The sequence below is a fragment of the Arthrobacter sp. 01T419 genome (assembly GCF_056398865.1).
On sequence record NZ_JBFTQF010000022.1, the window covers coordinates 1 to 13,532 of the forward strand.

A 13,532-nucleotide genomic window follows, 5' to 3' on the forward strand; every position below is an offset into this window, starting at 1 on the left:
CAGCGCCGATGGTACTGCACCCGGGAGGGTGTGGGAGAGTAGGACACCGCCGGACAACCATTAACGGTCAGGCCCCGACACACCAGTGCCGGGGCCTGACCCATTTAAAACCACACCCCCACCCCGGGCACCGGACCCCCGGACACCCAGGCACCCAACCCCGCCGGAAAACGCCATAAGCGAGCGAGCGTCGGCTCAGGAAGCGGCATAAGCGAGCGGGCGTCGGCCCAGGAAAGTCCCGGGACCCAGCAGAGGTGAGCGGGCGTCCCACCGGAAGCCCCCATACGTGAGCGAGCGTCCCGCCGGAAGCCCCCACACGTGAGCGAGCGTCCCGCCGGAAGCCCCCATACGTGAGCGAGCGTCCCGCCGGAAAACGCCATAAGCGAGCGAGCGTCGGTAGGGGGGTACAACTAGTCTCGAGCCGCTTGCGTCGCCGAGCGGTAATGTTGGTGCACATGGAGAGCCTTTTCAGTCACGCCGCGTCGGACTCCGAACCCCAGCCAGAGCAGCCCGGTGAGCTGGACCCCGTAGTCTGCACCGTCGTCGTGCCTTCGCCGGTGGCGCACGCTTTCATGGGCTTTACCGATCACCCACATTTGTGGTGGCCAATGGAGGACCACAGCGTCTACGGCGTGGGCTCGCACGTCGAATTCGAGGAGAATCTGGTCCTGGAGACGGCGGACGACGGCCGCACCTCAGTATGGGCAACGATCGACGATTGGCAACCGCCGTTGTCGTTCCATGCGAGCTGGTATCCAGGGAGTACGGCGATGTGGTCTACCGAGCTTCGGGTTGCGTTCAGGGCGGTCGACGGCGGCACGGAGGTTCGCCTGGTCCACACCGGCTGGGAAGGCGCCGAGGACCCCGCTCAAACCCGCGCGGACTACGCGGCTGACTGGCCCGGAGTTCTTGATCGCTATGTCAGATTCATGGGCGGCGGAAGTGAATAGAATCCGTCGCCTCCAGGCTGCCGACTGGCGGTTGCTTCGCGAGGTACGCCTTGAGATGCTCTCGGACACCCCTATGGCCTACGGGGAGAGCATCGCGGCCGCTCGGCGCCAGACGGACACCCAATGGCAAGAGCGCGCCGCAACCATGTCGGGCGACTCGAGTATTACCCTCGTGGCGGACGACGGCACGGACGGTAGCCGGATCAGGGGACTCATGCGCGTGGTCATCAAGCAGCCACAAGACCCCTCACAGGCGCGGCAAGCCATGCTCATCAGCGTCTATGTGGCCCCTGAGCACCGGGGCTTGGGCCTTGCTGACCAGTTGCTTGATGAGGCTTGCGCTGCAGCGAGTTCCGAGCTCGGGGCCGGCGTGATCGAGTTGGGGGTCCACGAAGACAACGTCCGCGCCAAGAAGTTCTATGCCCGGCACGGATTTGAAGTCACAGGCGCCTCGCGGCCCTATCCGCAGGATGAAGCCAAGCAGGAAATCGTCATGGCCCGGCGCATTCAGCTGCTCTCCGGGCCAAGCCATCCGGAACATCGCGCGATCGCCGCGTACTAGACTCGAAGCACTGAAAAACACCGCGAAGACTGCCGAATTGGCGTGTCCGCGGTGCTCAGCTGCGAAGGGATCCATCTTGTCGGACTACACGGCCGTTTCCGGACAAACCAAAAGCACCAGCGGGTTCCTGGATGAGCTTGCCGCGGCTCTCACCCCTGGGCAGGTGGCCGTCGACGAACCCACGCTCGTAATCTACGCTGCGGACAAAGGACCCGTCCTGGACCTTCACCTGCCCGTCGCAGTGGTGTTTGCGAATTCCGTTGAAGACGTCCAGCACGTGGTGCGCAGCTGCGCTAAACACGGGGTTCCGATTGTTGCCCGTGGTGCCGGAACCGGTGTTTCGGGGGGTGCCCATGCCAGCCAGGGATGCATCGTGCTCAGCTTGGAACGGATGAACCGCATCCTGCAGCTTAACGCGGACGACGAGACCGCCGTCGTCGAGCCTGGTGTGGTGAATGCCGATCTGAACGTTGCGGCGGCCGAACACGGCCTGATGTATGCGCCGGACCCCGCGAGTTACAAGATATCCACCATCGGCGGCAATGTGGCCACGAACGCCGGCGGCTTGCGCTGCGCCAAGTATGGGGTGACCAGGGACTCGGTGCTCGCGCTCGACGTCGTCCTGGCCGATGGATCGCTCATCCACACCGGACACCAGACCTTCAAAGGCGTGGCAGGCTACGACCTCACGGCCCTGTTTGTGGGCTCGGAAGGCACCTTGGGGATTGTGGTGGGCGTGACGGTACGCCTGCGCTACCTGCCCCGGGAAGTACAAACTGTGGCGGCTTTCTATCCGGATTTCCGTGGCGCCGCCGCGGGCGTCCTGGCGGTTGGCAAGGCGCGCGTCCAGCCCGCCATCATGGAAATGCTCGACGCCGGAACACTGGCCCAGCTCGACGAACTGTACGGCTCTGACCTCGGTGAGCGCGGACAGGCCCTGCTGCTGATCCAGACAGACGGATTCGGGGCAGCCGCGGAGGCCACGCTGGTGCGGGAAGTCCTGTCAGCTGGCGGTGCCAAGGTGATGGCGGGAGCGAATGCCGAAGCCGAGCGCCTCATCGAGATGCGGCGCTCGAGCCGCGGCGACGAGGTGGACAATGAATACCGCGTGGGCGAGGACGTCGCCGTTCCGAGGTCGCGACTAATGGACTACGTGGCTGCGCTCGAAGACATGGCCGTCAACCACGCTGTCCAGCTCAAGGTAGTGGCCCATGCTGGCGACGGCAACCTCCACCCCACGTTCTGGGTAGACCGGGTGGACACGGAAGTAGACGCAGACGCTATGTCCCGCCTCAATAAGGCCTTGGACGACTCCATCGACGCTGCACTGGAGATGGGCGGAACCATCACCGGCGAGCACGGGGTAGGGCAGTACAAGCTGCGATGGCTCGGCCTCGAGCAGGCCGAGCCTATCCGCGAGTTGCAGCACCGCATCAAGGAGCTTTTCGACCCCGCCGGGATCCTCAACCCGGGTAAAGCCATTTAGATTGTTGGTATCCCAAAATTAGGATCCGTCAATCCGGCGTCACGCGAGGCAACGGCTATAGCGGTAGTTTACTTTGATCCCCTGAGCCCATAATCTTATTTGGTATACCAAATAGACTCAAGGAGACGATCAATGGGACAAGCACGCCCGCCCCACCGCGGTTCTTCCGTGAAGGACGCAGGCTTCACCGCGGCCTGGGTCCTCGTTGCACTGGCCCTTGTCTCCATCAACCTTCGTCCAGCCATCACCACCATTGCCGGCACCATGGGGCAGCTGCAGGAAGGGTTCGGACTGGACGCGCATTTGCTGCCGCTGTTGGGCGCCCTGCCTGTCCTTGCCTTCGGCGTCTCGGCCCCTTGCGGCCCATGGCTGGCCCGTCGCCTCGGCACGGGCAGGGCGGTTGCTGTTGCGCTATTGGTGCTGGCCGTTGCGCTTCTCGTCCGCGTCCTGGTGCCCGGACTACTGCTGCCCGGCACGTTCGTTGCCGGGGCTTCGATCATGACCGCCAGCGTGCTGGTCCCACAGATCGTGAAGGCCAACCGTGGTACAGGCTGGTGGACGGGGCTGTGCACCATGGGTTTCGGGTTGGGCGCCGCCCTCGGTGCGGGACTCGTGCAGCCGTTGCAACACGTGCTCGGCGGAAGCCTTGCCTGGGCGTTGGCGGTCTGGGCTATTCCTGCCGTGATGGGTGCCGCGTTGATCCACCGCACCAGTGGAGCAACTGGACGCTCCGACGGGACTGGCCGCCCGGCGTCGGGGGTTGGTTTCCCGGCGGCGTCACTGGAAATGGGACTGAAGACGACGACGGCGGGCTGCACCGCGGGCGGCTCCCGCACAGTTCCGCTGCGGAAGCAGAGGACGGCCTGGGCAGTGACTGCCTTCTTCGGGCTGCAGGCCATGCTATATTTCGCCATTACCTCGTGGCTGGCAGTGTTCTTGGTGGCGAAGGGCCAGACGGAGGCCGACGCAGCTGCGCTCTTGGCTTGGTTCAGCGTTGCCGGGCTGCCTGCGAGCCTGCTGGCCCCCGTCCTGGCGGGGCGTCCCGCGGTCCTGAGGTTCATGGCTCCGGGGCTGGGACTGCTCGTCGCGGGGGCCTTGATGGGGGTCCTGACGGCGCCCGTGAGTTTGCAGTTCCTGATGGTTGGCCTGCTGGGGATCGTTCAGAGCGCGGGTTTCGGATTGGGAATGGCGCTGGTGGTCATCCGATCCACGGGACCACAGAGCGCGGGCAGCCTGTCCGCCATGAGCCAGGGACTGGGCTTCGCGTTGGCTTCCCTTGGGCCCTTGGGGGCGGGTTTCCTGCACGAATGGTCCGGTGGCTGGGACGTTCCTTTCTGGGCCCTGACCGCAGAAGCGGTACTCCTCGCCGCGGCCGGATTCCTCGCCGTGCGCGGGCCTGCGGTGTCCGGGGCAATCGCCGAAACCGAACACTTGAGCGAGCCCGCCGCCGTCGGGCGTTAACCTAAAGCCAGCGGCGCTAGCTTGGGCATCAGGGCGACGGCGTCCGGCAGCCCCGGTAACCAGAAAGTGGCCGGTCCCTCACAGAGGGACCGGCCACTTGCTAGCGGGCGGCTTAGACGAGTTCGAGCTGGTCTGCCACGACCTTGCCACGGTGGATCACCGTGCGGTCGGTGCCGCGGTCCATGACGGCGGAGGCGACCGTTTCGCCGTCGAGCAGCAGGAGTTCGGCGGGATCGCCGACCTCGATGCCCGGGCGGTGTGCCGTGCCCTTCAGGCGGGTGGCGGACGGGTCCAGGATGCTGGCGCCACCCACGGTAGCGATCGCGAGGGCGTGCTCGATCAGCTCGTCCTTGCGGAAGCCGTGGGTGAAGGCCAACTGCCATGTGCGGTCCAGCATGTCCGTGTTGCCGTAGGGGGACCAGTAATCGCGCTGGCCATCTTCGCCCAAGCCCATGCGGACGCCGGCCTCGGCGAGCAGGGGGATGGGCAACTGGCCGGAAATCGAGGGCGCCACGGACGCCATGGAGATGTCCAGCTCGGCGAACTCCTCGATGAGCCGGCGGGTAGTGGCCTCGGAGACACTGCCCAGCTGGTACGCGTGGGACATGGTGACCTTGCCCTGCATCCCCAGTGCGCGGGTGCGCTCGATCACCAAATCCGTGCTGAAGACGCCGAGTTCTCCGGGTTCGTGGAGGTGGATGTCGATGGGGACTTGGTACTTCTCAGCCAGCCCGAACACGATGTCCAGGTGCCTCGCGGGGTCGCGGTCCAGGCTGCAGGGGTCGATGCCGCCCATGACATTCGCGCCGGCCTTGAGGGCCTCGTCCATGAGGGGGACGGTGCCTTCCTCGAGGAGGAGGCCGGCCTGCGGGAACGCGATGATGTCGACGTCGGCCTGGTCCTTGAACTGCTCTTTGGCAGCCATCACGGCATCGAAGCGCTCAAGGCGGCAGTCCACGTCGACCTGGGCGTAGGAACGTACGCGTGTGGTGCCGCGCGCGATCATCCGGCCCAGGGTGTTGTTGACACGTTCTTGGAGAGGGACCTCGGCGTTGCGCCAGTTCTTCCGGTCGTTCATCATCATGGTCCACACGCCGGGCCCGCCGGTGTGTTCGCGGAACGGCAGCCCTATGCGGGTGGAGTCCAGGTGCACATGCACGTCAGAGAACGATGGCACCAGGAGACGGCCACGGCCTTCGACGACGGTGACGTCTCCCGGCGAGCCCGGCTGCGCTCCGGCTGCGACCGCGGTGCGTGCCGGGTCATGGGGCTCGACGCCGGCGATCTTGCCGTCCGTGATGAGGACATCGCTCAATGCTTGTCCCCACGGACGGACGGCGCGGATCAGGGTGTTCAATGTATTGCTCCTTTGGTAGTGGGTCTATTGCACACCAGCGCCGGCTCCGGCTGCCAGACCCGAATGGTGGCAGGCAGGCAGGAGCAGCTGCTGGCTGGTACGGGGACGGGCTCGCAGCCGTGGGTTCGACGCTGGACTGTAGCTGAGTCAACGGGCGTGCTCGATTCATGGCCCAAGGAGCAAGCTCCGGAACGTTTTGTATACCAAAAATAGACTAGAGCACGTTTTGTGGGATGTAAATCACAATATGCTCCAGCCTTGGAATACCAAGCGGTAATCTATTCTTCAGGCAGCAGTACCGACTCCCGCTGATCGCGATGACCCCTTCATGCCTCATGGCCGCTGCCGACGGGACGTGGACAGCGCATCGTTTCTACGATTCTGATGAGACCAATACCTGGGAGAGTCTTGGCAGTTTTGTAAAACTACCCTAGCCCTCGATCAGCTACGGATAAGCTGTTTCCGCCCGTGTATGCTCGGGTGGAACGCCGAGCGGCAACGTCCGCCCGGATCCAAGGACAACTGCACTCCATGGACGAAGACGATGGGGAATGGAAGGGTGGCCAAAGCCGATGTCGGAAACCCTGAATGGCCGCGACGACGAGGCTCGGGCTGAACAGGTCTACCAGCTGGTTCTCGAGGGAATCGTGGCCGGGAAATACGAGCAGGGCGGGCGGCTGCGCGAGCGGGAGCTTTCTGAGCTCTACAACGTTTCGCGAATCCCTGTTCGCGAAGCCATCCAACGCCTTGAGCAGGATGGCTTCGTTGAAACGTTCCCCCGCAGGGGTGCCATAGTCCGCCAATTGACGCTCACCGACGTCAATGAACTTTTCGACGTCCGGCTGTGCCTGGAAACGTTTGCCGCCCGCATGGCGGCCGTCCGCGTCGCGGAGGGCGAGCCGGGCGGGCGCCTTCAGGAACTGCTGGACGAGGCAAGGCAAGGGATCGACGACGGCCGGACTGACGACGTCGTGCGCCTCAGTGCGGCGTTTCACGCCGAAATCGTCCGACTCTCCGGCAACCGGCTGCTCATCGAATCCGTCAAGCCGTTGTTTGGCCGCATGCGCTGGATCTTCGGGTTGGCCCATAACCGAAGCAACGAACTCCAGCGCGACGAGCACGTGGAACTGTGCAGCGCCATCCTTGCCGGCAAGGCAGAGCTCGCCTACACCCTGGCGTATTCACACATCGAACTCGGACGCGAACCTGTGTTGGCGGGACTCGCGGAGACGCTGGAGCCCTGAACCCCTGCTAGTCGTCCGAGTCCGGGTATTCGTCCTGCTCGTACCGGGATTCCTCGGTTTCCACTTCCAGGATCTTCAGCAACGCCGTGTCCGGATTGAGCATGATGGCTGCCTCGTCGCGCCGGTGGCGCAGCACGGTGTCCAGGTAGGACTGCACCGCTTCGGCCAAGGGGATGTGGCTGTCCTGCTTCTGGCTCATGTACCAGCGGTGTTCCAGGACTTCGTGGACCACTTCTGCCGGCTCCAGCTTGCCTGCGAGGTCGCGGGGGATGGACCGGACGATCGGCTCGAAGATCTGGCTGACCCAAGTGTGGGCGCTGATTTCTTCGTCCATGTCCGGGTTGTTGTCCGCCCGGAATGAGTCCATGTCGTTGAGCAGGCGTCGGGCCTGGTTCTCCTGGGCGTCCAAGCCTGTGAGGCGGAGCAGCCGCCGCTGGTGGTGTCCGGCGTCGACCACCTTGGGCTGAAGCTGGATGGTGGAGCCGTCCGCGGTGGTCTTGATGGCATATTCTTCGACGTCGAAGCCGAGCTCGTTGAGGCGGCGGATGCGTGCGCCCACGCGCCAGCGCTCGCCGAGCTCAAAGGATTCCTTCTCAGTGAGTTCGGCCCACAGCCGGCGGTACGAGTCCATGATGAGCTCCGACGTCGCTACCGGGTCCACCTTCTCCTCGATCAGGCCGCCTTCGAGCAGGTCCATGAGTTCCCCGGCAATGTTGACGCGGGCGATCTCGAGATCGTACTCGCGCTGGCCCACCGAAAGATCGGGGTACAGCTCGCCGGTTTCGGCGTCCACCAGGTACGCGGCGAACGCGCCGGCGTCGCGACGGAACAAAGTGTTGGACAGGGAAACGTCGCCCCAATAGAAACCGATCAGGTGCAGGCGCACCAGCAGCAGCGCCTGGGCGTCGATAAGCCGTGTCAGGGTGTCCCGGCGGAGCATTTGCGAGAAGAGCGCACGGTACGGCATGGAGAACTTGAGGTGCCGGGTGACCAGCACGGGATTGAGCGGTTTGCCGTCGACAGTGGTGCGGCCCGTGATGACGGCGACCGGTTCGACGCACGGTACGTCCATCCGGGCCAGCTTGCGGAGCATGTGGTACTCGTGCCGGGCAACGTGCTCGGACGTCTCCTTGATGGCGATGACGGAACCGCCCAGGTGCGCAAAACGCACGATGTGCCGGGAAATACCGCGGGGCAGGGCGGCCAGGTTCTCGGCAGGCCAGTCCTCGAGCGCGATGTGCCACGGCAGGTCGAGGAGCTCGGGATCAGCTGCTGCAGCGGTGATGTTGAGGGATCCGATGACGCCCACCGGAGGGGCGGCGTCATTCGCACTGGCGGCCTCAGTGCGCGGGAGTTTGCCGATCTGCGCGTAGTCGGTGGGTTCGTCATGCCACTGGGCACCGCTTTGCTCGCTCATGGGTCAATTCTTCCGTATGGAGGCTGCTGTTAACGACGACGGCGGCCCGTCCACTCGGAAGGGCCGCCGTCGGTTCGAAATTAGGGGGCTGGTGGGTGGGCCCACGCCGGCAGGGTTCCCTGACCGAAGCGGAGCGAGGTTAGGGGACTGGTGGGTGGGCCCACGCCGGCAGGGTTCCCTGACCGAAGCGGAGCGAGGTTAGGGTGCCGGTGGGGACTAGTCGCCCAGGCGCAGGCCCGTCTTGGTGTCGAACAGGTGCACGTGGCCCGACTGCGGACGTACCCAGATGGACTCGCCCTTCATCGGGGGACGGCGGCCGTCGACGCGTGCCACGATGTCGTGGCTCTTGCCGTCAAGCGTGGTGTGACCGTAGACGTAGGCGTCGGCGCCGAGTTCTTCGACGACGTCGACCTCAACCTGAAGACCTTCACCGGCACCGACGGTCTCGAGGTCTTCCGGACGGGAACCGAGGGTGACGGTCTTGCCCGTAGCGTCTTCGAGGACGTCGTGCTGGACCGGGTAAACCGTGCCACCGAACTGGACGCCGCCGTCGACCACCGGCAGTTCCAGCAGGTTCATGGCGGGGGAGCCGATGAAGCCGGCCACGAAGACGTTCTTCGGGCGGTCGTAGAGGTTGCGCGGGGTGTCAACCTGCTGCAGAAGGCCGTCCTTGAGAACGGCAACGCGGTCACCCATGGTCATGGCTTCGACCTGGTCGTGGGTCACGTAGACCGTGGTGACGCCGAGGCGGCGGGTCAGGGACGCGATCTGGGTGCGGGTCTGGACGCGGAGCTTGGCGTCCAAGTTGGAAAGCGGCTCATCCATGAGGAAGACCTGCGGGTTACGGACGATTGCGCGGCCCATGGCAACGCGCTGACGCTGGCCACCGGAGAGTGCCTTCGGCTTGCGGTCCAAGTACAGCTCAAGGTCAAGAAGCTTGGCTGCTTCGCGGACACGCTCGGCACGCTCTTCCTTGGAGACGCCGGCGATCTTGAGTGCGAAGCCCATGTTGTCCGCAACCGTCATGTGCGGGTACAGAGCGTAGTTCTGGAAGACCATGGCGATGTCGCGGTCCTTCGGCGGGACGTCCGTGACGTCGCGGTCACCGATCAGGATGCGGCCGGAGTTCACATCCTCAAGGCCTGCGAGCATGCGCAGGGAGGTGGACTTACCGCAACCGGAGGGTCCAACGAGGACCAGGAATTCGCCATCGGCGATGTCGATGTTGAGCTTATCGACGGCGGGCTTATCTGTGCCCGGGTACAGACGCGTAGCGTTATCAAAAGTAACTGTAGCCACAGTTATCAATCCCTTCACCGGCAGGTACGTGCCGGACGATCCGTTGTGAATGGTTCATGTTTATTCAATTGGACTCCCCGCCCGGAGCTGGAGCCCAGGCAGGGGAGTTCGTGTGACGTCGCACGGTAGTTGTGCGTCACATCACAACCAAGAGTATGGCAGTAACTTCCGTTATTCGCGCAAATGTTACGGATGTCACATGTGAGATGTGTCTCCCGAGACTTCTCGGCGCCGTTCGCGAAGGACCGCTTCCAAGAGTTCGGCAACGTGAACAGGCGCTTCGACCCGGAATTCTGCCTGTGTGAAATCCAGCCCGACTTTCACCCCGACGTCGCCAGTGCCCAGCCGGGCAATCGCGTCTTCATCAGTGACATCGTCGCCCGCAAAAAGGATCCCCGTGGCCCCAGTGGCCTGGCGCAGGAACTCGACGGCCTCGCCTTTGGAGGAGTGCACCACCGAGGTCTCAAGAACGCGCTTGCCATTCTTGAGGAAGACGCCCGGGCGGCCTTCAAGGACCGTCCTGGCAGCGGCGACGGCGTCCTCCGCTACGTCGTCGGCGGCACGCCGGGTGTGGAGTACGACGCCGGCGGGCTTGTCTTCGAGGACTGTTCCCGGAGCTTCCTGCGAGATTCCGGCCAAAACCTCGCGGACTTCCGCGAGGAGCTCCCGTTGGGCATCATCGAGTTGGAGTTCTGCCGAACCGGGGCCTAGCCAGGCCTCTGCGCCGTGGCTGCCTATCAGCAGCGTGGCCTCGGGAGGTGAGGCGACCGCCCGCAGACTGGCCAATGCGCGCCCGGAGATGAGCGCCGTCGTCGTCCTCGGAAGTTTGGCGAGTTCGGCGAAAGCGGCGGCTGACCGCTGAAGCGGGCGTGCGTCGCCGGCGTGGTCGACTATCGGGGAGATGGTGCCGTCAAAGTCCATCGCCACCAAAAGATGGTCTGTTCCGGCGATCCGGCGGACGGCGTCGAGCAGTTCGGGCGGGAGGCTCAGCGGGGGAGTAGCTGCTGTGTCAGGAGTCATCGCGCACCACAATTTCTGCCAGGGCCGAGAGGAAGTCTGCGGACCAATGGTCGACGTCGTGATCGAGGATCTGTTTGCGCATGGACTTCATCCGGCGACGGGATTCATTCGGTGACAGGTGCACGGCCCTCATGATGGTGCTCTTGAGTCCGTCGATGTCGTGCGGGTTCATGAGGAGTGCCTGCTTGAGTTGATCTGCCGCGCCGGTGAATTCACTGAGAACCAGGGCCCCCGTGTTGTCTGTCCGGGCGGTGACATATTCCTTGGCGACCAAATTCATGCCGTCGCGTAAGGCCGTGACCAGCATGACATCGGCCGCGAGGTACAACGCGACCATCTCCTCGATGGGGTAGTTGTGGTGGAGATAGCGGACCGCGGTGTTCTGTATGGTGTCGTAGCTGCCGTTGATGTGGCCCACCGTGCCTTCGACTTCTTCGCGCAGGAGCCGATACTGCCGGACGCGTTCGCGGCTGGGGCTCGCCACCTGGATCAGCGTCGCGTCCTCCACTTTGAGCCGGCCYTCCTTGAGGAGTTCCTCAAAGGCCTTCAAACGGTGGGGGATGCCTTTGGTGTAGTCCAGGCGGTCCACGCCCAGGAGGATGGTCCTGGGGTTGCCAAGGTCACGACGGATCTGCCGGGCGCGTTCGATGATGTCCGGTCGTTCGGCGAGTTCGCTGATCCGGTCTACCGCGATGGATATCGGGAAGGCCTGTGCGCGGGCAATATGCGTAATCTGGCCGTCCGGCCCTTTGACATGGATCTGCTGCTGCTTGACGCTGGCGCCGAGGAAACGGCGCGCCGAGCGCATGAAGTTCGCTGCGTCGCTCGGGCGCTGGAAGCCCACCAAGTCGGCCCCGAGCAAGCCTTCGATGATGGCCTGGCGCCACGGCAGCTGGGCGAAGATCTCCGGCGGTGGGAACGGGATGTGGTTGAAGAAACCGATCCTCAGGTCCGGGCGCGCTGCGCGGAGCATGCTCGGCACGAGCTGGAGCTGGTAATCCTGGACCCATACGGTGGCTCCCTGATCGGCGTACTGGATGACGGCGTCGGCGAACCGTCGGTTGACCCGTCGGTAGGTGTCCCACCAGGTGCGGTGGAACTCGGGCGGGGCAATGACGTCATGGTAGAGCGGCCAAAGGGTTGCGTTGGAGAACCCTTCGTAATAGAGCTCAACATCGTCCGTGCTGAGTTCCACGGGAACCAAGTCCATGCCTTCGTGGCTGAAAGGCTCAAGGGGCTCGTCCGGGGCGCCATGCCAGCCGACCCACGCGCCGTCCGTCTTGGTCATCATCGGGGCGAGGGCCGTCACCAAGCCGCCGGGAGAACGGCGCCATCCGTCGTCGTTGCTTTCCGCGTCATCGCTGGAGTAGCGGTCTACCGGAAGGCGGTTGGAGACCACCATGAAATCGTATTTCGCTGCCTTTGGAGCCTGTCTGCCCCCAGGCGTGGTGTTGAGTTTTTCGCTTGCCAGTTCTTGCATTGCTGCCCCTTGGAGTTGCTTGTGACTCACATCCCACCCTACCGGCGGGAATCATCAAGGACACTTGCTCGTTCCTCAGACTGGAGTCCAAGACCCCAGCTTGTCTGTCAGTCTTCTCCCGTAAACTGGCCCCGTTGCCTTAGCTAGACCCACCAGACCAACGCCGTCGATCAATCACGAGGAACTGATGAGCCCCGCAAACGAACCACGCCTGTCCAAGGCAGAGCGCACCGCCCAGGCCCGCGAAAAGGCCCGCGAGATCCGCGAAGCTCAGTTGAAGAAGGACAAGCGCAATAAGTTGCTCATCGGCTGGGGAATTGTGGTTGCCGTCGTGGCGATCCTCGCCGTGGTTGCCTTGGTGGTCAGCCAGAACATTGCCAACAACGCACCCATTGCCGATCAGGGCCCGACGCCGGCCAACTCCAATGTGCACGGCGGCGTCACTCTCCTGAAGGGCACCGACGTGACGAAGGCCGCGGCAGCCACGGTCAACCTGGCCGACCTGCCGTCCGCCCCGGCAACCAAGCCTGCCACCGTGACCGCTCCCGGTGCCGAGGCTGAAGCCGGCAAGCCGGTCAAGGTGGTGGCCTACATCGATTTCATCTGCCCCGTCTGCAAGAACTTCGAAGCCACGTACAACCAGCAGCTGACCCAGCTGCGCAACGATGGCAAGATCAGCCTGGAGTACCGTCCGCTCGGCTTCCTCGACGCCAGCTCAAGCACCAATTACTCCTCCCGCGCTGCCAACGCCGCGGCCTGCGTTGTGAACTCTTCGCCGGACAAGTACTCGGCTTTCGTTGACCTGCTGTTCGCACGCCAGCCCGCTGAGGGTAGCGCAGGCCTTTCGGACAACGACCTCAAGAAGATGGCCACCGAAGCAGGCGCTGCCAACATTGACTCCTGCGTAGACAGCAAGACCTACCGCCCGTTCGTCAAGGTTGTTACCAAGGAGGCTGCCGTCATCGGAGTCACCGGTACGCCCACGGTCTTCGTCGAAGGCAAGCAGTGGGACGGCAAGACGGACCTCATCGCCGACTTGAATGCCGCTGCCGCCGCGAAGAAGTAGAGGGCTCTGCAAGGATTTTTGACGCCGGCTCGGGCGGTGCGCGCTATTTTGAGAACAGTGCGTGCCGGCCGGGCCGGCGCTTTGGTTTTGTGTGGGGCTGGGGCCTGGATCTTCAGGGCGCCCACCTCCGACCTCGCCGAATTTCCGTGGGCGGGAGGTCTTGGGCTAACCTTATCTAGCGTTCGTGCGC

Annotated in this window: 11 protein-coding genes; 6 read left to right on the top strand and 5 right to left on the bottom strand. The window is 64.1% G+C overall.

Features of this window, described 5'->3' with window-relative positions:
- Positions 1 to 455 precede the first annotated feature (455 nt).
- The 4 genes from AC1DLO_RS21440 to AC1DLO_RS21455 all read left to right on the top strand — a co-directional run bounded on the left by AC1DLO_RS21440 (position 456) and on the right by AC1DLO_RS21455 (position 4,459).
- Entirely contained in the window at positions 456 to 950 is a 495-nt protein-coding gene (locus AC1DLO_RS21440; RefSeq protein WP_184738141.1) for an SRPBCC family protein, read from the top strand.
- Entirely contained in the window at positions 943 to 1,512 is a 570-nt protein-coding gene (locus AC1DLO_RS21445) for a GNAT family N-acetyltransferase (RefSeq protein WP_476891700.1), read from the top strand. Before AC1DLO_RS21440 ends, AC1DLO_RS21445 begins: the two co-directional genes overlap by 8 nt.
- 76 nt (positions 1,513 to 1,588) lie before the next feature.
- Positions 1,589 to 2,998, top strand: coding sequence for an FAD-binding oxidoreductase (locus AC1DLO_RS21450; protein ID WP_476891701.1), 1,410 nt, complete (start codon positions 1,589 to 1,591; stop codon positions 2,996 to 2,998).
- A 132-nt stretch (positions 2,999 to 3,130) separates the two neighbouring features.
- Complete coding sequence (locus AC1DLO_RS21455; protein ID WP_476891702.1) at positions 3,131 to 4,459, top strand: MFS transporter; 1,329 nt, start codon at positions 3,131 to 3,133, stop codon at positions 4,457 to 4,459.
- 112 nt (positions 4,460 to 4,571) lie between these two features.
- Here the strand turns inward: AC1DLO_RS21455 and AC1DLO_RS21460 are convergent, their stop codons facing one another.
- Positions 4,572 to 5,816 carry an amidohydrolase family protein gene (locus AC1DLO_RS21460; RefSeq protein WP_476891703.1) on the bottom strand — a complete coding sequence of 415 codons (1,245 nt, stop codon included), beginning with the start codon at positions 5,814 to 5,816 and terminating at the stop codon, positions 4,572 to 4,574.
- Positions 5,817 to 6,388: 572 nt separating this feature from the next.
- On the opposite strand from AC1DLO_RS21460, the gene AC1DLO_RS21465 reads away from it, so the two are divergent.
- The gene (locus tag AC1DLO_RS21465) at positions 6,389 to 7,060 is read left to right on the top strand and encodes a GntR family transcriptional regulator (protein WP_476891704.1); all 672 of its coding nucleotides are present in this window, start codon (positions 6,389 to 6,391) and stop codon (positions 7,058 to 7,060) included.
- 7 nt (positions 7,061 to 7,067) lie between these two features.
- Here AC1DLO_RS21465 and AC1DLO_RS21470 read toward each other — a convergent pair whose 3' ends face one another.
- The 4 genes from AC1DLO_RS21470 to AC1DLO_RS21485 all read right to left on the bottom strand — a co-directional run bounded on the left by AC1DLO_RS21470 (position 7,068) and on the right by AC1DLO_RS21485 (position 12,276).
- The gene (locus AC1DLO_RS21470) at positions 7,068 to 8,477 is read right to left on the bottom strand and encodes a DUF4032 domain-containing protein (protein WP_184738135.1); all 1,410 of its coding nucleotides are present in this window, start codon (positions 8,475 to 8,477) and stop codon (positions 7,068 to 7,070) included.
- A gap of 216 nt (positions 8,478 to 8,693) precedes the next feature.
- Positions 8,694 to 9,776 carry an ABC transporter ATP-binding protein gene (locus AC1DLO_RS21475; RefSeq protein ID WP_461835333.1) on the bottom strand — a complete coding sequence of 361 codons (1,083 nt, stop codon included), beginning with the start codon at positions 9,774 to 9,776 and terminating at the stop codon, positions 8,694 to 8,696.
- A 195-nt stretch (positions 9,777 to 9,971) separates the two neighbouring features.
- Positions 9,972 to 10,796, bottom strand: coding sequence for a trehalose-phosphatase (otsB, locus tag AC1DLO_RS21480; protein WP_184738131.1), 825 nt, complete (start codon positions 10,794 to 10,796; stop codon positions 9,972 to 9,974).
- Positions 10,786 to 12,276: an alpha,alpha-trehalose-phosphate synthase (UDP-forming) gene (locus tag AC1DLO_RS21485; RefSeq protein WP_476891705.1), complete on the bottom strand. Its 1,491-nt coding sequence runs from the start codon at positions 12,274 to 12,276 to the stop codon at positions 10,786 to 10,788. The genes otsB and AC1DLO_RS21485 overlap by 11 nt, the downstream gene beginning before the upstream one ends.
- A 187-nt stretch (positions 12,277 to 12,463) precedes the next feature.
- On the opposite strand from AC1DLO_RS21485, the gene AC1DLO_RS21490 reads away from it, so the two are divergent.
- Positions 12,464 to 13,342 (top strand): DsbA family protein, encoded by an 879-nt coding sequence (locus AC1DLO_RS21490; protein ID WP_476891706.1) that lies wholly within the window; start codon positions 12,464 to 12,466, stop codon positions 13,340 to 13,342.
- The last annotated feature ends 190 nt before the right edge of the window (positions 13,343 to 13,532 follow it).

Coding starts and splice junctions, on each gene's coding strand:
- otsB (WP_184738131.1), bottom strand. CDS start 10,796: ATGACTCCTGACACAGCAGCTACTCCCCCGCTGAGCCTCCCGCCCGAA.
- AC1DLO_RS21470 (WP_184738135.1), bottom strand. CDS start 8,477: ATGAGCGAGCAAAGCGGTGCCCAGTGGCATGACGAACCCACCGACTAC.
- AC1DLO_RS21490 (WP_476891706.1), top strand. CDS start 12,464: ATGAGCCCCGCAAACGAACCACGCCTGTCCAAGGCAGAGCGCACCGCC.
- AC1DLO_RS21440 (WP_184738141.1), top strand. CDS start 456: ATGGAGAGCCTTTTCAGTCACGCCGCGTCGGACTCCGAACCCCAGCCA.
- AC1DLO_RS21455 (WP_476891702.1), top strand. CDS start 3,131: ATGGGACAAGCACGCCCGCCCCACCGCGGTTCTTCCGTGAAGGACGCA.
- AC1DLO_RS21465 (WP_476891704.1), top strand. CDS start 6,389: ATGTCGGAAACCCTGAATGGCCGCGACGACGAGGCTCGGGCTGAACAG.